This window comes from Luteibacter aegosomaticola, from assembly GCF_023078475.1.
GTDB classification, from domain to species: Bacteria; Pseudomonadota; Gammaproteobacteria; order Xanthomonadales; family Rhodanobacteraceae; genus Luteibacter; species Luteibacter aegosomaticola.
Window position 1 is genome coordinate 2,691,871 of the sequence record NZ_CP095741.1, and the last position, 19,983, is coordinate 2,711,853.

General features: G+C 64.1%; 20 protein-coding genes. 10 read left to right on the forward strand and 10 right to left on the reverse strand.

Annotated features, from left to right (window positions below):
• Positions 1-36 precede the first annotated feature (36 nt).
• From L2Y96_RS11750 to L2Y96_RS11765, 4 genes are all read right to left on the reverse strand, one after another.
• On the reverse strand, positions 37-2,205 hold the full coding sequence (locus L2Y96_RS11750; protein ID WP_343218411.1) for a YjbH domain-containing protein: 2,169 nt from the start codon (positions 2,203-2,205) through the stop codon (positions 37-39).
• Positions 2,206-2,294: 89 nt separating this feature from the next.
• Entirely contained in the window at positions 2,295-3,080 is a 786-nt protein-coding gene (locus L2Y96_RS11755; protein ID WP_247325762.1) for a capsule biosynthesis GfcC family protein, read from the reverse strand.
• The gene (locus L2Y96_RS11760) at positions 3,077-3,700 is read right to left on the reverse strand and encodes a YjbF family lipoprotein (RefSeq protein ID WP_247325763.1); all 624 of its coding nucleotides are present in this window, start codon (positions 3,698-3,700) and stop codon (positions 3,077-3,079) included. Before L2Y96_RS11760 ends, L2Y96_RS11755 begins: the two co-directional genes overlap by 4 nt.
• A 243-nt stretch (positions 3,701-3,943) precedes the next feature.
• Positions 3,944-4,381 (reverse strand): low molecular weight protein-tyrosine-phosphatase, encoded by a 438-nt coding sequence (locus L2Y96_RS11765; RefSeq protein WP_247325766.1) that lies wholly within the window; start codon positions 4,379-4,381, stop codon positions 3,944-3,946.
• An 81-nt stretch (positions 4,382-4,462) separates the two neighbouring features.
• Here L2Y96_RS11765 and L2Y96_RS11770 point away from each other — a divergent pair, with 81 nt between their 5' ends.
• Positions 4,463-5,065, forward strand: a complete 603-nt coding sequence (locus L2Y96_RS11770; RefSeq protein ID WP_247325768.1) for a phosphatase PAP2 family protein — start codon at positions 4,463-4,465, stop codon at positions 5,063-5,065.
• On the opposite strand, the gene L2Y96_RS11775 is transcribed toward L2Y96_RS11770, so the two are convergent.
• Positions 5,043-5,741, reverse strand: coding sequence for an alpha/beta fold hydrolase (locus L2Y96_RS11775; RefSeq protein ID WP_247325771.1), 699 nt, complete (start codon positions 5,739-5,741; stop codon positions 5,043-5,045). The genes L2Y96_RS11770 and L2Y96_RS11775 overlap by 23 nt on opposite strands.
• Positions 5,742-5,893: 152 nt before the next feature.
• Between L2Y96_RS11775 and L2Y96_RS11780 the strand changes: the two genes are divergently transcribed.
• The 6 genes from L2Y96_RS11780 to L2Y96_RS11805 all read left to right on the forward strand — a co-directional run bounded on the left by L2Y96_RS11780 (position 5,894) and on the right by L2Y96_RS11805 (position 13,285).
• Positions 5,894-6,646 carry a class I SAM-dependent methyltransferase gene (locus L2Y96_RS11780; RefSeq protein ID WP_247325773.1) on the forward strand — a complete coding sequence of 251 codons (753 nt, stop codon included), beginning with the start codon at positions 5,894-5,896 and terminating at the stop codon, positions 6,644-6,646.
• 80 nt (positions 6,647-6,726) lie between these two features.
• Positions 6,727-7,233, forward strand: a complete 507-nt coding sequence (locus L2Y96_RS11785) for an RNA polymerase sigma factor (RefSeq protein ID WP_247325775.1) — start codon at positions 6,727-6,729, stop codon at positions 7,231-7,233.
• Positions 7,226-8,311 (forward strand): FecR family protein, encoded by a 1,086-nt coding sequence (locus tag L2Y96_RS11790; RefSeq protein WP_247325778.1) that lies wholly within the window; start codon positions 7,226-7,228, stop codon positions 8,309-8,311. The genes L2Y96_RS11785 and L2Y96_RS11790 overlap by 8 nt, the downstream gene beginning before the upstream one ends.
• Before the next feature lie 101 nt (positions 8,312-8,412).
• A complete protein-coding gene (locus tag L2Y96_RS11795; protein ID WP_247325781.1) occupies positions 8,413-10,899 on the forward strand; it encodes a TonB-dependent receptor in 2,487 nt (828 codons plus the stop codon).
• Positions 10,900-10,911: 12 nt separating this feature from the next.
• Positions 10,912-12,147 (forward strand): histidine-type phosphatase, encoded by a 1,236-nt coding sequence (locus L2Y96_RS11800; protein ID WP_247325784.1) that lies wholly within the window; start codon positions 10,912-10,914, stop codon positions 12,145-12,147.
• A 145-nt stretch (positions 12,148-12,292) separates the two neighbouring features.
• Complete coding sequence (locus L2Y96_RS11805) at positions 12,293-13,285, forward strand: alpha/beta fold hydrolase (RefSeq protein ID WP_425492419.1); 993 nt, start codon at positions 12,293-12,295, stop codon at positions 13,283-13,285.
• Between the two features lie 52 nt (positions 13,286-13,337).
• Here L2Y96_RS11805 and L2Y96_RS11810 read toward each other — a convergent pair whose 3' ends face one another.
• Complete coding sequence (locus L2Y96_RS11810; protein ID WP_247325786.1) at positions 13,338-14,753, reverse strand: sugar porter family MFS transporter; 1,416 nt, start codon at positions 14,751-14,753, stop codon at positions 13,338-13,340.
• Positions 14,750-15,382, reverse strand: a complete 633-nt coding sequence (locus L2Y96_RS11815) for a nucleoside/nucleotide kinase family protein (RefSeq protein ID WP_247325788.1) — start codon at positions 15,380-15,382, stop codon at positions 14,750-14,752. The genes L2Y96_RS11810 and L2Y96_RS11815 overlap by 4 nt, the downstream gene beginning before the upstream one ends.
• 103 nt (positions 15,383-15,485) lie before the next feature.
• Between L2Y96_RS11815 and yidA the strand changes: the two genes are divergently transcribed.
• Entirely contained in the window at positions 15,486-16,316 is an 831-nt protein-coding gene (yidA, locus tag L2Y96_RS11820; protein WP_247325791.1) for a sugar-phosphatase, read from the forward strand.
• A gap of 53 nt (positions 16,317-16,369) precedes the next feature.
• Here yidA and L2Y96_RS11825 read toward each other — a convergent pair whose 3' ends face one another.
• Complete coding sequence (locus L2Y96_RS11825; RefSeq protein ID WP_247325793.1) at positions 16,370-16,924, reverse strand: hypothetical protein; 555 nt, start codon at positions 16,922-16,924, stop codon at positions 16,370-16,372.
• 176 nt (positions 16,925-17,100) lie between these two features.
• On the opposite strand from L2Y96_RS11825, the gene L2Y96_RS11830 reads away from it, so the two are divergent.
• Entirely contained in the window at positions 17,101-17,673 is a 573-nt protein-coding gene (locus L2Y96_RS11830) for a TetR/AcrR family transcriptional regulator (protein WP_247325795.1), read from the forward strand.
• Positions 17,674-17,803: 130 nt separating this feature from the next.
• A complete protein-coding gene (locus tag L2Y96_RS11835; protein WP_247325797.1) occupies positions 17,804-18,139 on the forward strand; it encodes a hypothetical protein in 336 nt (111 codons plus the stop codon).
• Here L2Y96_RS11835 and L2Y96_RS11840 read toward each other — a convergent pair.
• A complete protein-coding gene (locus tag L2Y96_RS11840) occupies positions 18,124-19,356 on the reverse strand; it encodes an MFS transporter (protein ID WP_247337024.1) in 1,233 nt (410 codons plus the stop codon). The two genes, L2Y96_RS11835 and L2Y96_RS11840, sit on opposite strands and share 16 nt — an antisense overlap.
• A gap of 286 nt (positions 19,357-19,642) precedes the next feature.
• Positions 19,643-19,873: an AraC family ligand binding domain-containing protein gene (locus tag L2Y96_RS11845; RefSeq protein WP_247325800.1), complete on the reverse strand. Its 231-nt coding sequence runs from the start codon at positions 19,871-19,873 to the stop codon at positions 19,643-19,645.
• Positions 19,874-19,983: the final 110 nt, after the last annotated feature.

The window sequence follows — 19,983 nt, forward strand, 5'->3', positions numbered from 1 at the left end:
GCGCCTTTTTTTATGCCTGGTAGTCCCCTGCCCTGGTTACTGACTGATCTTGCCGAGGTTCTTGTCGAACAGATCGGTATCGAGATCGTTGGTCAGCGTGTATAGGGTATAGCGCTTATTGAGGCGGGCACCGCCATCGCGCACCAGGGGCTGCCACATCAGGGTGGCGCGGTTGCGCGACGAGCTCGGCAGCAACGCATCGAACGGAATCGACACATAAATGCCCTTGTCGAAGCTGCCTTCGCCATAGCCGGAATTGCCGGACTTGTCGGTTACCGTGAAGTAGGCGCCCATGCGGGTGCCGTTCGCGAACTGACGCGAAACGTCGACGGTCGTGCCCCAGTCGCCCGCCAGGTAACGGCCCACGCTGACCGCCAGGGTCACGTTGTGGAAGCCGGTGTCGAGATACCCCGTCGCCTGGCCGGTAACCACGTGGTACTTCCGCAGCGAGAAGTCCTGGTCGAACCCGCGCTGCTTCACCCAATTGATGTCGCCACCGACGGCCCAGTGCTCGCCGAACGGGCGATACAGCACTTCACCGCCCACGCCGGCGTACATGCTCTCAAGCGCCCCCGCATAGGCCATGCCGTACAGATCCTCACCCAGCTTCTTCGTTCCGGTGAGCTGGAAATTGGGCATGGTGACGTCGGAGCTGGTGACGTACTTACGTACGTCGGTGCGGACGCGCGGGAGGTTGCTGGGCGCGTCGTAACGGAATTTGTCGTAGTTGTTTGCAAGATTGACCGCAAGCACGCCATCGAGCCAGAGATGGCGGCTGAAATTGAACGTGCCGTAGCCCGCGCCGTACACCTGGTAAAGAATGAACGCATCGGGGCCGCCCACGTTCTGCTGGTAGCCGATGGACGTGCCGCCAGTGAAGCGCTTCAAGGGCGCGTTGTAGAGCACCTCTTCATCCCGCGCCGTCACCGGATCCTGCTCGACGCTACGGCGGAACGTGGGCAGGTCGATCTCATGGTTCAACAACTCGATGAAGCGCGGCCGGTGCACGCTGGTATCCACCATGCTCATGCCGTTGCGCTCGCTGGTCACCGTGACCCAGTCAATGCTGTTGTCGACCCGGTTATCGACGATGCGGGTGGCGCGTCCCGCACCCTCCGCGGTGTAGAAGAAGCGATCCTGCTCGCCCTGGATCACGAGCTCGGAGCCGCGACGGCGAATGCTGCTGACGTTGATGCCGGCGTTGGCGCGCAGTGTTTTTGCCACCTGGGCCCAGTCGACCTGCTCCGGCGGCTTGCGGTCCGGGAGGGCGGCGCCCGTGGGTGCCGCCATTGCCACCGCGGCGCCCGCCACGTCGCTCGCCGCCTGCCCGGTACCCTGCGAGGGGCCGGTCGGCATGCTCGTGACCGGTGTGCTCGTGAACGACACAGGCTCCGGCGGAGGATCGAACGACTTCTCGGGGCCAACATGCGTCGCCAGGTTGGCATGCAGGTTGAGCGCAGCCGTGGCAATGGTGCCGCGCTCGTAGCCCAGGGTCAGATCGACGTTCTTGTTCAGGCGGAACACCGCGCCCAGGTTGATCGGCGAACGCTGCCGCTGGTTGTTGCTTTGCGGCTGGTGCTTGTAGTCGTTGCCATCGAGCTCGGCCTTCAACACCAGCCAGTCCCACGGCGAGTGGTACTCCACGCCGCCAAAAAAGCCAGGGCGGCCACGCAGGAACTTGTTGATGCTGAGTGCGCCGGTGGCGCCCGTGCCGCTGGCCGGGCGCGTCTTGAACCGGTCGCTGATGATGTCGAGCGGGTTGGCGATATCGCCTCGATTGCCGATGTAGCCCCAGCCAAGGCCAAGACTGAAATCAAACCGCCCCGCCCGCTTGCTGGCGACAAAGTATTCGCTGCCGAACAGGCCCGTACCACCGACGTCGCGAACGCCAAAGGCCACCGCGGGTATCCAGCGCGTCTCTTGCCAGAGCCGCGCCTTGACGTCGATCGATTTGTCCTTGTAGGTCTGGCTGCCGCTAAGCGAGGTGGGGCCGTACAGCCGGTTGCTCACGTTCGTATAGCGGAAGCTGCCTTCGAGCCAGGGAATCGGCTGCATCGAGACGTTGTAGTTCGTGTAGGGCGTGGTACGGCTCAACACAAAGCTGAATTCCCCCTCCTGGGCCATACGGGCGGTCGGGGTCTGCAAGAGACCCACACCGCCGAAATCGCTCTGCGTGTAGTACTCCTGCGCGTGAACGGTCGCCACGCCGCCCGCCCATAGCACCATGCCCGCGCAGCAGCCCCGCCACGCCGCTTTGCGGAATCCGGGCGGGGCGCGGCGAACCAGGCGCCGCCTCAAGGCGCACCCGCCGTATCAAGCAACTGGGTCGAAATGAAAGCGGCGGCATCCTCGTTGAAGCGGCCATCCGTCGACGTAGCAATGGCCTTGCGGTTGAATGGCACATAGATCCAGGCGCCTGGCGCGAGCACGCGTGCAGGGTCCCGGTTCCACAATGCGATGTTCTGCGGAAAGACGGTGCCGTCCGGCTGGATAACGAACACCATGTCTGGATCGGCTGCCTTCGACGACGGGCACGCCGCGAGGTACCGGCGGGCGTCCTGAAGTGCCTCAAGGGGCACGCTGCAGGGCTTTTCCACTGCGCCGACGATACGGATACCTGCCGGTCTACGAGGATAGAACAGCGCATCCCCTTCTTTGATCGGCCAGTTATCGGGTGGCGACACTTCGAGCTGATCGGGATCAAGCACCACACTGGTGCGTCGGCCAGTCACCGGCAAGGACGCTATCCACGCCTGGAACGCTGCCGCCGAAACACCGAGCGCTTCATGGCCATCACTGATTGCTGCCATGCGGATAACGCCGAGCTCAAAGACCACGCCCGTTTTCAGGCGGAGCTGGACTTCCTTAAGCGACGGCCTGAGCCACGCGGCGCCGGGAAGATACGCATCGGGGTTCACCTTCGCTGCCAGCGCAACCTGCGACAGCCTCGCTCCGGACGGATAGACGGCCGAACCCGGCTGGCGCACTTCGCCAGACGCACTGGCATGGAGCGAACCTTCCTGCCCCATGGCCAGGCCAGACGCGGCCAGCCCGATGATCGCCCACGCCGCGCGCCTCACGAGGCCTTCCCCATGTACGGCCGCAACGCGATCAACTCAATCGGGAAGCCGGGCGCCACGTATTGGCGACTCTTCCAGATGAAACCATCGGCGGGGTCGACCCAGTAACGGTTGGTATAGCTGCCCGATGGCCCACTGAGGTGCTCGTCATAGCGGCGAAGGCGATGCATCGTGCCGAGGATCTCGACGTTATCCGTGCTTTCCGGCGTGAGCGTGACCTGCATCACAACGCCGTAGCGGTATCCGGGTGACCAGTCCACCGTGCGCGTATAGCTCAGGGGCGCATCGACATGCTGCAGCCCGGTCGCAAAGGGATCAGCGGCACCACTGAGTGCCATGGCGCCAAGGTTTTGCGGCAAGCCCACCGTCTTGACCAGCACGCCATCACGCGTGAAGAGAATGTCATCGCCCTGCCCGTACCAACCGAGTTTGCCGTCTTCCACCTTGCCCAGGACAAGGATGGCCTCACCGTCAGGACCATTGGCCTGTAGCTGGAAGTACGGCGAAGCGGCCACGGATTCGGCCGTGGGGTGCACGCTTTCTCCGTGCACGGCGAGACGGATGGCCTGCACACTGCCACTCGATACGGCTGAGCATGCCGCCAGCACGAAAAGCACCATGGCAAGGCCAGCGAGGGCAATCAGGCGTAGCGCGCCCAGCGCGCGTTGTCGGGCATCAGGCCAAGACAAAATCAGCGGTAGGTCCGGTAAGTGAATTCGGTGGGCCTCGCTATGTCGTGAGACGGGAGGCCCGCATGGACTGCACTGACTGGAGGGAGCGATGGCGCCCTCCACACTCGGCACGTCTTAGTGACAGTACACGAGCAAACCGGACTGAAAACTGACTGGCGTCGCGTCTTACGACTAGAGATACTTCATCCAGCTGTTTACGCTGTTATTGATAAGCGTGTAGACATGCTCGAAAGCGGGCCGGCTTTGCCGATAAGGATCCGGGATGCCCTGGCCGTCCAGCCATCGATCCAGCAGGAACACCTTGCCACTGGCCTCCGGCGCCATCCGTGTCACGGAACCGACATGGTCCCGCTCCATGGCCAGCACGAGGTCGGCACTGCGAATGAGCGAGCGGTCAAGCTGGCGGGCTCGGTGGGCGCTGCCATCGATACCGTGTTCGCTGAGAAGATCGAGGGCCGTGCGGTCGATGCCATGCCCTACCATGGCCCCGAGCCCGGCACTGGAAACCGTGACCTTGCTCCCTTCGCCCAGCCGGTGGCGGAACAGCAATTCGGCAGTGGGGCTGCGGCAGATATTGCCAATGCAGACAACAAGGACGTTCTGGAACATGTGGCGCGACACTCCTGGACACTGACAACGAGGCACGATGCGTAACATCTCCATGATAGCCACGATCACCGAGTGCTTGTGATGTGGCATGCCATTACGAGTTTTGGCGATAGCGCGCTGCTGCTTCCCCTGATCGCGTGGATGACCCTCGTGCTCGCGTTACCCACGCAGCGCCGGGATGCTTTCCGCTGGGTCTTCGCTGCCATCGCGTGTGGCGGAGCCGTGGCGTTGTCCAAGTTGATGTTCATGGCCTGGGGCATCGGGCCACCCGGGCTCGATTACACCGGATTCAGCGGGCACACGGCTTTGTCGGTGCTGACCTGGCCCAGCCTTGCGGCCCTGCTCGTCAGGCGCATGCAGGGGTCACTGGCGTGGATAGCCATCGCCGCAGGCGCGTGCCTCGGCATCGCCGTGGGCATATCGCGCCTTGCGCTCGAAGTGCACAGCGTTTCCGAAGTGATCATGGGCGCGACGCTAGGCGCCGTCGTGGCCGCGTGGTTCATCCACGGGCTTCGGCGCGGACGTGACGTACCCACGACGCAGGCGTGGCTACTCGGCGCGGGTACCGTGGTGATCTGGCTCGTGTTCTACGGCCGCGTCTTTCCTTCACAGCACCTGCTGAAAGACATCGCGATGTGGGTGAGCGGCCACTCGCACGTCTTTACGCGTCGCCCACACGGGTAGCGACCCAGCCGGCAAGAAGCTCCGCGAGTTCGCGGGGCTTCTCCATCGGAATCATGTGCCCCGTCTCCTCGACGACTGCGAATTCCGAGCCGGCAATCAGCCCCCTCAGTTCCTCGGCCTCTTCCATCGACCGCAACGCATCGTCACTAGCCGCGACGACCAACGTGGGGCACGCGAACTGTGTGGGAATGTGGCTTCGATCAAGCAGCGACTGATGGACGAACGCCTCGTAACCCAGGCTCACGCTCATCGCGCGAAGGCGCTGCAGCAAGGGCATATCCTGCGCACGACTCGGGTGCACCGAAGGTGCGATGGAACGGATGCCGAGGCCGTTGAACGTCGTGCTATTCAGCGAGCGCAATGCCACACGCTTGGCCTCGAGACGTTCCGGTGCATCATCGCGCGCCGAACTGGCCACCAGGGCCAGGCCACGCACGCGATCGGGTGCCATGCCGGCCACTTGCCTCGCCACGAACCCGCCTAATGAAAAGCCCACCAGGATGAAGGTATCCGGCGCTTCGGCCAGCACGTTCGCCGCCATGGCCTCGATGGTTGAACCCTCCAACCGCCCCCGGTGAACGATCCTGTCAGCTGGCAGGTACGGCTGCATATCGTCCCAGAGCGAGCCATCGAGCATGAAGCCGGGAAGGAAGACGACGTCGGGACCGTGGGACATGCTGCTGCCTTACGAAGGGAACCCGCAGATTATACGCGTTACGGCTCACTTGATTCCGCACGGAGCTTTCGCGCTGCGCCATCGATGACGGCACACTGGCGTCGATGACGTCATGCGCGCAAAATCCGTACACCACTTCTCAGGGAGCAGCGATGAGCAACGAGACGCGGCAGAACTGGTTCAACCAGGGCGGAGAAGCTTATGCAAGGTTCCGACCTGATTATCCGGATACGTTGGCATCCTTCCTGGCCAGCGTGTCGCCGTCGACCCGGCTGGCGGTCGACGTGGGCTGTGGCACGGGTCAGCTGACCACCCAACTGGCGGAGCATTTCGACGCGGTGATTGGCCTCGACCCTAGTGCAGGCCAGATCGCGAGCGCACGGCAGCATGAACGCGTACGCTACCGGAGCGCACCTGCGGAAGCGCTGCCCGCTGACGATCACTCCGTTTCCTTGATCACCGCCGCGCAGGCTGCGCATTGGTTCGACCTTCCCGCGTTCTACGCTGAAGCTCGCCGCATTGGCGAGACCGGCGCTGTCGTCGCACTGATCAGCTATGGCGTGCCCGTGCTCGACGCCGCGATCCAGTCCTGCTACCAGACGTTCTATAGCGAGCAGATCGGTCCTTACTGGCCACCGGAACGCGAGCTCGTCGACAGCGGCTACGCCACCATCGACTTCCCCTTCCGAGCCCTGCCGAAACCCGAGCTCTTCATCGAGCGCCACTGGGACCTCGCCGAGATGCTTGGCTACATATCGACGTGGTCGGCCGTAAAGCGCGCCAGAGACGCGGGGCAGCAAGCCCTGCTTGAAGACTTCGCGAGGGATCTGGGTGCCGCATGGGGATCGCCCGAAACGAGGCGCCATTTCCGCTGGCCCATCAACATGCGGCTCGGAACCCTGTGACCAGCAGCAACCGCCCTGCGTAACACGCCAGTCACAAACCACACCTAGCATCCGCCCCTTTCGGGTTCCAAGGGGCCCTCATGCCCGATCCTTCCGCCGGCCTTGCCACCGTCCTGCTCGAACAGGACGGCCTGCTGCAACGCTATATCCATCGCCGCGCGGGCCATGCGTGGGATGCGCAGGATCTTGTGCAGGAGACTTACCTCCGGCTGCTATCAGCCGACCCGGAGTCCATCCAGAATCCGGAAGCCTACCTGTTCACCGTGGCGACCAACCTGCTCCGGCAACGCGCCGGCGGCCGACTGACCGGCGGCCGTGAAGACAGCGGGCTCGACGACGTCTTCGAACGGCTGGCGACACCCTGCGAGGCCGCATCGGGTGTCGACCAGGAGCGCCGAAGCCAGCGGCTGCAAGAGCTCATGGGGCGACTATCACCCAAGTGCCGCGCGGTCATGGTGTTGCACTACCGCGATGACCTCAGCTATCGCGAGATCGCCGACCAGCTCGATATTTCCGTACACATGGTCAAGAAGTACATCGTCAAGGGACTGGCCGCGTGCCGGCAAGGGATGGGGCGTTATGAATGACCTGATGGGCCAGGCGGCCGCACGACGCATCACCGAGGAAGCCGCGCAGTGGCTGCTGGCCAACCGCGAAGGACTGGACGCGTCGTCGCGCGCCGCATTCATGGCGTGGCTGCGCCATTCCCCGGCGCACGTAGCGGAATACATGGCCATCGTGCAATGGGAGCAGGAGGTGCGTGAAGCCGCACCGTCCAATGCCACGCCAGCCCACGAACTCATCGAACGCGCGGCGCGTGAGCCTGCCGTCGTGCCGCTTCGTACGCGAGCGCCCGCACCGTCGCGGCACGCGTCGGCACAGCCCGCAAGAGCGTCACACCGGTCGCGCTGGCTTGTCGGCGCGGCCGCGGCATGTGCCGCCGTGGCCGTGGCCGTGGCCGTGGCGACGTACACGCTCGCACCGAGAGGGCCCGGCACCCCTCCCGGCGTTGTCTATAGTGCGCCAGCTGATGCGACACGCAGCCTGCAACTCGATGACGGAAGCCGCATTCAACTCGATCGCGGCACGTCGATCCGCGTGCAGTTCGATACCAGCCAGCGTGCCATCGCGGTGTTGAGCGGCACGATGCTGATCGACGTGGGCCACGACTCGCCAGCCCCGCTCAGCGTGACGCTTGGCCGCACCGTTCTTCGTGACATCGGCACCGTCTTCCAGGTCAGCGCAAGACCGAACGGTGGCGATGTCGCCGTCCTGAGCGGCCGCGTGGATGTCATGGCAGACAAACACGTAGTAGCTCACCTCGAAGGCGGCGAGCGCGCCAGCGTGGCTAGTGATGGCAGCCTCTCGCATATCGCCTCACGCACCGATTTCTCGCAGGATCTTGCCTGGCTTCCCGCAGACATCGATTTCCACGACACGCCCATCAGCGAAGTGGCACGTCGCTTCAATGATTATGGTCAGGCACCCCTGCTGATCGAAGACGAAACCGTGGCCAACACGCGCATCAGCGGCCGATTCCATGCACGCGACCCGGCAGGCTTCGTCGCCTATCTGCAGACCCTGCCGGACGTGCAGATCCACCGCGATGCACAAGGCATCCATGTCGTTCGCCGGAGCGTGCCGACGAAGCTAAGGCGGCTGTAAGAAAAAATTCACGGAAAAAACGGTACCCGGTGGCGGTCCCGCCGACTCGTACGTGACATGCGCATCGCTTGCGCCCTGTCCTCCTTCACGAGTCCCTACCCATGCGCAACAAGCTCGCCTTCCATCTCGCCCTGCTGCTGGGCACCTTGCCGCTGACCGCCATCGCGGCGCAGGGCACCGAAGACGCACCGATCGCTGCCATGCCGCTCGACCAGGCCCTCGATACCTTCGCGCGCCAGACCGGCCTGCAGGTGGTCTACACGCCGGCCGCAGTGCACGACCTGCGCAGCAAAGCCGTCCCGGCTGGCCTGCCGCCGAAGGGGCAGCTCCACGCCCTTCTGCAGGGCACCGGCCTCGATTACACGTTCGTCAACGATGGCACCATCACCCTGGTGCCCGCAGGCAAGGCCGACAAAAGCACGGCGGCATCCAGCCGCGCAGGGAACCTCCCGCCCATCAACGAGGCCCAGGGCGCCCCGCGTGATCTCGCCCCGGTAAGCGTCCAGGCCAACATGGTCGACACGCTCGCCCCGAGCGCCCCGCCCCTCGAGGCCACCCAGCCCACATCGGTGATCGATGAGCGCTTCATCCGCGATGGCTTGCGCTTCAATTCAAACTTCGACGACATCATCAAGTACGCGCCGAGCGTGACGGTGACATCGCCGGAAGGCCCGGGCATGGGCAAGAACGAAGGCATCAGCATCCGCGGCTTCCAGGATGGCCAGTTCAACATCACGTTCGACGGCATTCCTTTTGGCGATGCCAGCGATCTGCACCACACGACCTCGGCTTACTTCAACAATCACGTGCTTGGCCAGGCAGAGATCGATCGTGGCCCAGGCGGTGGATCAACGGTCGGCAATGCTACGTTTGGTGGCACGGTCGGCCTTCGGTCACGCGATCCCAGCGCGGTGGACGGCATCACGCTGTACACCACGGTCGGCAGCTGGAACACGGTGGCTGGCGGCGTTAGCGCTGACGAGACGATCGGCAACACACGCGTCTTCGCGGATCTGTCGAAGGAAAAGAGCGACACGTACCTGAAGGGCACCGATGACAAACGCGAGCACGCGTTCATCAAGACCATCACGAGCCTTTCGCCGGACACGACACTGACCTTCGTGAGCAGCTACAACCGCGAACACCAGAACACCGTGCAGGGTGCGACGAAGCAGGAGATGGACGAGTTCGGCTGGCGCTACGGCCTGGGCAACGACCCCACGCTGCAGAGCTATAAGGGCTACAACAACGCCGCCTACTACTCGAGCTTCACCTACATCGGCCTCACCACGCAGCTCGGCGACTGGAGCGTGGACAACAAGGCGTACTACAACAGCTTCGACCACTGGGCGCGCAAGACCACCGACGCGTCGGATAACGACCCGGCGGATAACGGCGTGACGCTGTACAACGCCGCCGGCAAGAAGGTCTCGACACTGAAAAACGACGTGCCGGGCAAGCTCGCAAGCTCGAGATTCCATTCGTTCGGCGATGTCCTCCGCTTCGAGCGCGAACTCGGCCCGGGCCAACTGCAGACCGGTGCGTGGATCGAGCGTAGCCAGGATGCGCGCTACCAGTACCCGCTCGACCTCACGACGGGGGCGGACACGAACACCAAATATGGCTCGAAGTACAACTACATCCTGCGCGATCGGACCGACACGTTCCAGCCGTATGTCCAGTACGACTGGGCGATCACCGACGCCCTGACACTGAGCCCTGGCGTGCGCTACAGCACCGTAACGCGCCAGATGAACGCGCCGATCAGCAAGGAAAACGCCCAGGCTTCGCAGTACAACTCGGCAAACTACAACGCCGCCCTGCCCTCGCTGAGCCTGCACGATAGCTTCAGCGACCAGTGGACGGGCTACGCCCAGGTAGCCAAGGGTTTCCTCGCACCGCCCATCGATGTCATCGAGCTGGTCGGCTCCAAGAAGCTGGATCCGGAAACCACGACGAACTACCAGATTGGTACGGCCTATGCGGACCGCCAGCTCACGTTTGGCGCCGACGTCTACTACATCGATTTCAAGAATTACCTGGCCAGCACGCTGGTGAACACCCCCGAGGGCCAGGAATCGACGTACCTGAACACGGGCGGCGCAATTTACAAGGGCGCCGAGGTGGAAGGCACCTGGGCGATGACGCCCTCGCTTAGCCTCTACGGAAACGCCACTTACAACAAGGCGACGTACAAGAACTCCAGCACGCAGATCGCTGGCACGCCCAAGCTGACGGCCGCCCTTGGCCTGCTTTACAGCAGCCCGCTGGGTTACTACGGCTCCGTGATGACCAAGTTCATCGGCAAGCAGTACGGTAGCGACAACACCACCGACGACGCGGGCCAGACGATCTTCGTCAATGACAACCGCCTCGGCGGTTACGTCTCGACCGATGCGGCGATTGGCTACCGCAGTGCCGACGGCGGCCCAACCGGCAAGGGTTGGTCGGTCAGCATGGACGTCAACAACGTGTTCAACGTGCACAAACTCATCGGCTACGCCGGCACGCAAAACGTAAGCGGCGATGCTCTTTACTGGGGCCTGCCCGGTCGCGGCGTGTTCCTCGACCTTTCGCTGAAGCTGTAAGGAGTGGGCACGATGACGATGCGCGGAATCTGGCTTGGCGTTGTCCTTGCCCTGGCGGCGCCTGTAGCGTCCGCCGCCGAAGCGAATAGCCATGAACAGGTGCTGGCGCGGATCATCCTGATCCGCCACGGGATCCGTTCGCCTACCAAGGCACCCGCCGACCTAGCGAAGTACGCCGCGGAACCCTGGCCTTCGTGGCCCGTGGCACCCGGCCAGCTCACGCCGCATGGCATCGCCACCCTGCGCTCGCTTGGTCAGCGCATGGGTAAGGATCTCACCGCCGCAGGCTTGCCAGGCGATGCCTGTGGCGGCGAGGTTCGCGTGATCGCGGACAGCACGCCGCGAAACCGGGCGAGTGCCGAGGCACTACTTTCAGGCCTCTCCCCGCAATGCGCAGCGAAATATCAGGCATTCCCCGCCGGACAGGACGACCCGCTTTTTCGTGGCGTAGGCGGTGAAGACGACGATAAGGGTGGTATCGACGCAGCGGCGGTCGACACCACCACCCGAAGCACGCTGGCGGCTCTGCAACAGGTACTTCTCGGCTGCCACGACGACGCGTGCCTGAAAAAGGCGCAAGCTGATGGAAAGCAGGTACTGCTCGGCGGCGACGTCGCCAAGGCACTCAAGACGGCAGGCTCGCTCGCCGAGAACATCATGCTGGCCTACGCCGAAGGGATGCCCGAGGCACGCTACGGATGGGGCCGCCTCGACGCGGCAGGCGTGGCCCGAATCATCACGCTTCACAACACCTCGTTCAAACTCGCCCATGCCACGCCTGAGGCCTCGCGCGGCCGCGGTGGCAACATGCTCGCGCACATCACCGCCACCCTCGCCCAGGCAGCCGGGCAAACCACCACGGTGAATCCGCTCGCGCCACCCGGCACGCGCGTCATCATCCTGATCGGCCACGACACAGACCTCGCCGCGCAGGCCGGCCTGCTCGGCCTCGACTGGCATGTCGCCACGAAGGGTGACGACTTCCCGCCCGGCGGGGCCTTGATCTATGACCTCGTGGGCACGTCCGAGGGCAAAGCCGTGCGCCTTTCGATCGCCATGCCGACACTCGCGGCGCTACGTGCGGGGCGCATGGAAGCCGACGAAGCCGTGATCCGTAAGCGTCTAACCCAGGCTAACTGTGGCAAGAAGGCATCCTGTCCGCTGGGCACATTCATCACGTCGGCTCGAACCGCCGTCGGAACTGCTGCCGCAAGCGCCGGCAATGAGCCCAACGCGTCATCGAAGTAATGTAGGAGCGCGCTTGCGCGCTCCTACACGAGCGAAGGCATGCTTGTGCAAAAAAGGGATGGAATCCGCACGTTCCGCGCACTTCCTTTCAATTCGAAAGTCGCGCTGTCGCCGATAGTGGCATCACCTAAACAGGAGATGCCCCATGAAGCACCCGGACGATACCACCACGTCGCATGACGCCCCCCGCCGCAAGTTCGTCGCCACTGCTGGGCTTGCCGCTGGCGCCATGGTCGCCGGCAGCGCGCTGGCGGCTGAAGGTGCCAAGGGTTCCGCTGCGCCGGCCAAGGCCGGCGCTGGCAAGAAGAACGCCGAGTCGGCGATCTTCACCACCAAGGAAGGCGTGCAGATCTATTACAAGGATTGGGGCACTGGCCAGCCCATCGTCTTCCACCACGGCTGGCCGCTGTCCTCGGATGACTGGGACGCCCAGATGTGGTTCTTCCTCTCGCAGGGCTACCGCGTCATCGCCCATGACCGCCGTGGCCATGGCCGCTCGACCCAGACCTCGACCGGCAACGACATGGACACGTACGCGTCCGATGTTGCCGAGCTGGTCCGTCACCTCGACCTGAAGAACGCCATCCACATCGGCCACTCCACCGGTGGTGGCGAAGTGGCGCGCTACGTCGCCCAGCATGGCGAAGGCCGCGTGGCCAAGGCCATCCTGGTCAGCGCCGTACCGCCGATCATGGTCAAGACCCCGGCGAACCCGGGTGGACTCGACATCTCGGTGTTCGACGGCCTGCGCAAGTCGCTAGCCGCCAACCGCGCACAGTTCTACCGCGAGGTGCCGATCCCGTTCTACGGCTTCAACCGCCCGGGCGTGAAGACCCTCGACGGCACGGTCGACAACTGGTGGCGCCAGGGCATGAACGGCGGCATCCAGGCGCACTACGACTGTATCAAGGCCTTCTCGGAAACCGACTTCACCGAAGACCTGAAGAAGATCAAGGTGCCGACCCTCGTCCTGCACGGCGACGACGATCAGATCGTGCCGTACCAGGACGCCGGTGTGCTCTCGGCCAAGCTGATCCCGGGCGCGAAGCTCAAGATCTACAAGGGCTACCCGCACGGCATGCTGACCGTGCACGCCGATGAGCTCAACAAAGACATCCTCGAGTTCATCAAGAGCTGATAAAAAAGGCCCGCCAGCGCGGTGACGCGCTGGCGGGCCTTTTTGCTATGGCTTAATGCTCCAGCCGCTTCTTCTGGAACGGATAGAAGCGATGTTCGCGCAGCTCGTGCTCGATCTCCTCCAGGCTCTTGCCGGCGGTCTCGGGCACCAGGAAGTAGACGAAAGCCAAGGCAAACACGGAGATCACCGCGTACAGCCAGAAGGTATGCGCCGCACCCAGCCAGGTGACCAGCGACAGTGTCGACAGGGTCACGAGAAGATCGAACGTCCAATGGCTGAAGGCGCCCACACTCGCGCCCTTACCGCGAACGAACAGCGGGTAGACCTCGGAATTGATCAGCCAGATGCAGACGCCAAAACTGCCGCAGTTCAACATCATGTAGGCCGCAAGGCAGGCCACGGCAAGCCAGCGGCTGAAATCGTTCTGCGGACCCGCACCCAGGAACATGAAGCCCATGACCACGAGCGCCACGATCGAACCCGGGATCATCCACAGCAGGTACGTACGGCGGCCGAACCGGTCGACCAGGAAGCTGCCGATCACGGTCATGATCACGACGAGCACCGTGCTCGCACCGGTGCCAAGCACCGCCGCTTCATCCGAAAAGCCAGCCTTCGTCAGGATGGTCGGTGCGTAATAGATCAGTGCGTTGTTGCCGGTGATCTGCGAGAACATCGAAATACCCGCGCCCACGACCACGGCAGGCCGGATCCACGGCTTGGTGATGTCCTTCCAGCTACCGGTCGGCTCCTGCTCGGCGACGGTCTCGATCTCGGCAATCTCAGCCCGCGCCGCCGCGGCACTGCCACGCACGCGCTCGAGCACTTTCATCGCTTCGTCGATACGCTTTTCCGCCACGAGCCAGCGCGGGCTCTCTGGCAGATAGGCCATGCCGCCCAGCAGGATGATTGCGGGTACGACACCCAGGCCGAACATCCAGCGCCAGTGCTCACCCAACACGAAGCCGGTGAAATACGCCACGGTGATGCCGAACACCACCATGAACTGGAACAGCGTCACCATCTTGCCGCGATGCTTCGAGGGCGATACTTCGGCGATATACACCGGGATGATCTGCGTGGAACTACCGGCCGAAAGACCCAGCAGGAAGCGCGCGGCGATCAGCCAGCCGACCGACGGCGCGAAGGCCGATGCAATCGAACCCGCGGCAAACAGCACGCCGACGAAGATCACCATGCGCCGACGGCCGAGACGATCGGAGAACGGGCCCGTCGCCAGGCAGCCGAACAGCGCACCGAAGATAATCGCGCCGGTCACCAATTGTTTCGTGGTGTCATCCAGCGCGAACTGGCGGCCGAGACCGAGCAACGCGACGCCGATCACGCCCGTGTCGTAGCCGAAAAGCAGGCCACCCAGCGCCGCGATGACGGCGATGCCTACGACCAGGGCGGTCTTTGGCGTGGCCTCCCCGGCCACGGGCACAGAGGAAGAGGACACAACGCTCATGCTGACTCCATCGGAAGGGTGCGCGCGCGGAAATCCGCGAGATGTGCCGTGGCGTCGATACGCCGGGCATTCGGTTCGTCGGTGGTTTCAATCCAGTGCAAGGCATCTTCGCGCGACCGACCGAAGCGCATGTGCCGTTCCAGCAATTGCCTGCGGCGCTGCTCGTCATCCACATCGACGAACCACACCTCATCGAGCAACGGGCGAACGCCGCTCCACGCGCCTTCCTGCATGAGCAGATAGTTACCTTCGGTGATAACGAGCCGCGCACTCGCGGGCACCGCGATCTCGCCTGCGATGGGCTCCTCGATCTCACGATGGAACGCCGGCGCGTAGACCGTCTCGCCTTCCACGGGCGCACGCAGGCGCCGCAGCAAGGCCACGTAGCCCGCGGCATCGAAGGTATCGGGCGCGCCCTTGCGCGAAGCGCGGCCAAGCCGCTTCAGCTCCGCATTGGCGAGATGGAAGCCATCCATCGGTACGTTAACCGCCGTATCGCCGCAGATCGCAAGGATCTGGGCCGCCAACGTTGACTTCCCCGAGCCCGGTGAACCGGCGATACCGAGGATGTGCCGGCCGCCGCCTGCCAGGAGTGCGTCGAGCCGTGCACGTACGTTGGATTCGATCATCGGTCGGAGGCTACCGGCGCAGGTGTAAGGATTTGATGAACGTGACAGTTACGTAATGTCGTACAATTCGATCAGTAATGTAAACCCGGGTACACGCACACTGATGGATATCGAACGACGCCGCCCCATTGAGCTCATTGCCATCGACATGGACGGCACGCTCCTCAGCCCCAACCACACCATTTCGCCCCGCGTCAAAGCCGCCATCGGCGCCGCCATGGCCCGTGGCGTCAAGCTGGTGCTGGCCAGTGGCCGCCCCGTCGCCGGCCTGGTGCCCTACCTCAACGAACTGGGCCTGCACGGCAAGGACGACTACTGCATCGCCTTCAACGGCGCCGTGGTGCAGAACATCGGCACTGGCGAGCGTGTCGTCGAGTTCACCCTGGGGCTGGAGGATTACCTCTACTGCGCGGATGTGGCCCGCGAACTGGGCGTGCACTTCCAGGGCCTCGATGGCGAGCGCATGTACACGCCGGATCGCGACATCAGCGTCTATACGGTGTCGGATTCGCACCTGACCCATACGCCGTTGAGCTACCGTCCGGTGACGGACATGCCGGCCGGCCTGCGCTTTCCCAAGCTGATGATGATCGACCAGGCCGACGTGCTGGACGCGGCGATCGCGCGGCTGCCCGTGGAAATGTCGGCGCGCTTCGCCACCCTGAAGAGTTCCGCGACCTTCCTGGATATCTTCGACAAGCGCGCGGGCAAGGGCCCGAGTCTCAAGACCCTGGCGGATCAGCTGGGCATCCACCGGGATGCGGTCATGGCGCTCGGCGATCACGAGAACGATATCGCCATGCTTGAGTTCGCTGGCACCAGCGTGGCGATGGGCAATGCCATCCCCGCCGTGAAGCAGGCGGCTCGTTATGAAACAGCGACCAATGCGGAAGATGGCGTAGCCAAGGCCATCGAGATGTTCGTGCTGGCCTGAGCCGATGCAGGCATGAGCGGCCGCGCATCGCGTCGCCGCTCATGCCACGCAAATTAGCGCGCCGCGCGGCTGTACGGATCAACCACCGGCTTCTTGAACGTCAGCCGCAAGGCCGACAGCAGGAAGTAAAAGCCGCCAAATGCCGCATATGGCGCAAGTTCCGCGATGCTGCGCGGATCGCCAAAAGCACGAATGCCCATGATGACGCCCGCCAGCGCCGACTGCGCTCCGCTGATCATCATGAAAACCTGGCCACCCAGCTTCCGACGCTGGATACCGACCGCCAGCTGCAGCACGCCCGACAACAGGGCCCACACCCCGAAGACGAACAAGGCGCCCTTGGTCCCCGCGGCAATCAGGGCGATCACCAGGGCGACGGCGGTAGCGATGCTTACCGCTGCGTTGAACTGCTGTCCCGGGTTAGCCCGCAGGCCACCGCTATGGCGGACATCGATGATGTTGGCGAGCGCGTCCCACAGGGGATAGAGGACGAGCAGCGTGTAGGCGACCGCAGCGGGCGCACCCATCTTCGAAAGGACGACAACGAGGGCAACCCAGGCGAAGGCGACGCCGGCACGGAGGTAGTAGAACTGGCGGAGGGAGGTCATGGGGGAAATCCTGAAGGGGTGCAATCAGCCTACTAGTAGGTAGGCCTGCAAGTCAACGCCACCTCCTGTAGGAGCGCGCTTGCGCGCGATCGGCGGTGCCCTGAGCCCCCATCGCGCGCAAGCGCGCTCCTACAGAAGCGTTGCCGCTGAGCCTACCAAGTAGTAGGCTACCCACCATGAGCACCCAGCAAAAGCTGATCGATTCCGCCCGCTACCTCATCCAGACCCGCGGCTACAACGGCTTCAGCTACGCCGATGTGGCCGACGAGGTCCAGGTCCGCAAGGCCAGCATCCACCATCACTTCCCCACCAAGGCCGACCTGGCGCACGCCGTCGTCGAGCAGTCGCGGGCCGGTATCGTGGCGCAGACCCAACTGCTCGCCGACGGCCCGTTCGACCCGCTCGAAAAGCTCCATTTCTACGTGGGCTACTGGGAAAAGTGCATCACCGACGCCAGCGCACCGTTCTGCGTGGCTGGCATGCTTGCCGCGGAACTGCCGTCACTCCCGGAGAGCCTTGCCGCTGATGTCCGCGCGCACTTCCGCGACCTTTCCCGCTGGCTGGAAATCATCCTGACCAAGGGCGCGCAGTCCGGCGCATTCCAGCTCCGTGGCGCCGCCAGTGCCGAAGCGGAGGCCTTTATCGCGATCGTGTACGGGGCGATGCTGACGGCCCGCGCCTTCGGCGACCCCGCGAAGTTCGCCGAGGTGGCCGAAGGCGGGATTCGGCGGCTTGTCGCACCCAAGTAACCGATTCAACGCGGCTTTTTGTTATTGGCCCAGGCTATCGCGCCCATAGCAATTAACAATTGGATAACAAGAATGATGCGGTGCATCATGGCTAGGACACCATCTGGTGTAATGCCTAGAGCCCTGCCCCATGAAGACCGCCGCCCTGATCGCCCTCGGCCTTGCCCTCGTCGGCACCGCCACCTGGGCCATGTCCGATACTCACGCCGCCGCCCTTAGCGCCACCGCCCCTGCCGCGCAGGTCGTTGCAGCCGATAGCGCCAAGGGCATCCTGCCGTACGGCGCAATGAACCACGTGGCGGCACCCGCGACTGCGGCCATCCTGCCCTATGGCGCGATGAATGCCGCCGCCACGACCACCACGGAAGCGATCCCGCCTTACGGCGTGATGCACCAGGTGGCCATGGCGTCATCGGCGAGCATCCTTCCGTACGGTGGCGCGACCGGCATTCACGCCGCGCCGTGATCCGCCGCCGTGCGCTGTCGCGGAGCTCGCGCGATAGCTGCCGCAAGGCCCACGGCCGCACCCGCGGCCAGACCGATCCCGGCCACCCACGGCAACTGCAGCGATAGCGCGAACAGCGCCGTGCCCGTTGCGGGGCCGAGCGTATCCTTGATGTCGTTAGTGACCGACACGGCCGCCATGTAGGTCGCACGTTTCGACGACGACGCAAGGGCATTCACCGCCGCAGGAATCAACGGACCGAACAGCATGTCGGCCAGTGCGAAGCCGCTCATCGCCATCACGAGCGAAGGTACGCCAGGCGACACGAGCAAGGCAGCGAACGACGCCACCAGCACGGCGCCGCTCGCCAGCACGAGTTTCGCCTCGGACACACGCCGGGTCAGGTGCGTCAGCGGGAACTGCAGCACGGCGACCAGCAGCGCGCCGTACGAAAACAACGCACCCACGCCGGATGCGCTCAGCGTCCCCATCGTGTGCGCATAGAGCGGCAGCGCGGCCTCGATCCAGCTTCCGCACATCTCCAGCAGGATGACCCATAGCAGCAGCCTCGCCAGGCGCCCGTCGCGCAAAGCCGGAAGCAGCGACGAAAGGCCTTCCTCGTCGTCGTCCTCTTCGCCCTCACCTATCATCGTCTCGGGCAGGCAACAGGCCACGATCACCGTGCACACCAGGATCGCGGCCGACGACGCGAGGAACACGCTGCCAAGCGAGTGAAGGACCAGGATCGCGCCAAGCGCCGGCCCCGCCGCACGCCCCAGGCTGGACAGCGTACGCGCCAGGGCCGCCTGCGAGCGCATCCGCTCGTGCGGGACCGAATCAGCGATCACCGTCATGATCGTCGGATGCAGCACGCTTTCGCTGATGCCGATCAGCAACAGCACGCAAGCCGCCTGCCACACGCCATGGGCGAAATACAGCAGCAGAAAACCAAGGCCAACGCCCAGCGTCGAACACAGCAGGACAGGCCTGCGCCCCTTGCGGTCGGCGATCCCGCCGATGAAAGGCGTCGCCAGGATCTCGCCCCCGGCGTAGCAACCAAACAGCACGCCAATCCAGCCCACGGGAATGCCGGCATCGTGCTGCGCCCACAGGGCGAAGAACGGCAGCATGGCGCCGTCGGCGATACCTACGAAGAAGAACAGGAGAACGGCGATCGATGCCGGCCGTTGCAGGAAGGAAAGGAACCGCAGGTTCCCTTTGAAGCTCTCGGTAAACATGTCCACGTCGCAAACTCCGCGCAGCGAACAGCCGCCCCGAATTCGGGAGGAAACGGACTGTCCAGGATGCGCGTTGGCTGACGTAAACGCTTACGGCCCCGTCGCGGCGGCAGTGAAAGGCTAGCATCGCCCGCCAAACCTCCGCAACTGCCGCAGACCTGTAGGAGCGCGCTTGGGCGCGACGCCGTTCGCGGAAGAGCAACAGGGCCTGTAGCGCAGGGGCGAAAGATGTCGCGCGCAAGCGCGCTCCTACAGGGGCTTCGTCAGCGGTGGAGGGTCAGGCCCTTCAAGGCCTTGTCGACTCGATCAGGATGATCCGCCCTCGCGTGCTGGTATGCGTGAAGCGGTTGCAGCGAAAGCGCTGCACGCCATCCAGCGTCACGCCGATCAGCACTTCGTCGTGGGAATGCGCATCGTAGGCATGCCCACTGAAATGTGCCTGCACACTCTCGATACCGGTCTCACCATCGCGATAGATAGTGAGCCAGTTGCCTGCAGGGGACGCCGCCTTAGACATACCCGAAGACTACTGCAGGAGCGCGCTTGCGCGCGACACCGTTCGCGAGGAGCAACAGGGCCTGTTGCGTTGGGGCGAAAGATGTCGCGCGCAAGCGCGCTCCTACAAGG

Bases quoted from the DNA above. Each gene is read 5' to 3' on its own strand.
- L2Y96_RS11760 (WP_247325763.1), bottom strand. From the start codon at position 3,700: ATGGTGCTTTTCGTGCTGGCGGCATGCTCAGCCGTATCGAGTGGCAGT.
- L2Y96_RS11785 (WP_247325775.1), top strand. From the start codon at position 6,727: ATGCCCGATCCTTCCGCCGGCCTTGCCACCGTCCTGCTCGAACAGGAC.
- L2Y96_RS11815 (WP_247325788.1), bottom strand. From the start codon at position 15,382: ATGATCGAATCCAACGTACGTGCACGGCTCGACGCACTCCTGGCAGGC.
- L2Y96_RS11800 (WP_247325784.1), top strand. From the start codon at position 10,912: ATGACGATGCGCGGAATCTGGCTTGGCGTTGTCCTTGCCCTGGCGGCG.
- L2Y96_RS11840 (WP_247337024.1), bottom strand. From the start codon at position 19,356: ATGTTTACCGAGAGCTTCAAAGGGAACCTGCGGTTCCTTTCCTTCCTG.
- yidA (WP_247325791.1), top strand. From the start codon at position 15,486: ATGGATATCGAACGACGCCGCCCCATTGAGCTCATTGCCATCGACATG.
- L2Y96_RS11835 (WP_247325797.1), top strand. From the start codon at position 17,804: ATGAAGACCGCCGCCCTGATCGCCCTCGGCCTTGCCCTCGTCGGCACC.
- L2Y96_RS11775 (WP_247325771.1), bottom strand. From the start codon at position 5,741: ATGTCCCACGGTCCCGACGTCGTCTTCCTTCCCGGCTTCATGCTCGAT.
- L2Y96_RS11845 (WP_247325800.1), bottom strand. From the start codon at position 19,873: ATGTCTAAGGCGGCGTCCCCTGCAGGCAACTGGCTCACTATCTATCGC.
- L2Y96_RS11805 (WP_425492419.1), top strand. From the start codon at position 12,293: ATGAAGCACCCGGACGATACCACCACGTCGCATGACGCCCCCCGCCGC.
- L2Y96_RS11790 (WP_247325778.1), top strand. From the start codon at position 7,226: ATGAATGACCTGATGGGCCAGGCGGCCGCACGACGCATCACCGAGGAA.
- L2Y96_RS11770 (WP_247325768.1), top strand. From the start codon at position 4,463: ATGTGGCATGCCATTACGAGTTTTGGCGATAGCGCGCTGCTGCTTCCC.
- L2Y96_RS11795 (WP_247325781.1), top strand. From the start codon at position 8,413: ATGCGCAACAAGCTCGCCTTCCATCTCGCCCTGCTGCTGGGCACCTTG.
- L2Y96_RS11780 (WP_247325773.1), top strand. From the start codon at position 5,894: ATGAGCAACGAGACGCGGCAGAACTGGTTCAACCAGGGCGGAGAAGCT.
- L2Y96_RS11825 (WP_247325793.1), bottom strand. From the start codon at position 16,924: ATGACCTCCCTCCGCCAGTTCTACTACCTCCGTGCCGGCGTCGCCTTC.
- L2Y96_RS11765 (WP_247325766.1), bottom strand. From the start codon at position 4,381: ATGTTCCAGAACGTCCTTGTTGTCTGCATTGGCAATATCTGCCGCAGC.
- L2Y96_RS11830 (WP_247325795.1), top strand. From the start codon at position 17,101: ATGAGCACCCAGCAAAAGCTGATCGATTCCGCCCGCTACCTCATCCAG.
- L2Y96_RS11810 (WP_247325786.1), bottom strand. From the start codon at position 14,753: ATGAGCGTTGTGTCCTCTTCCTCTGTGCCCGTGGCCGGGGAGGCCACG.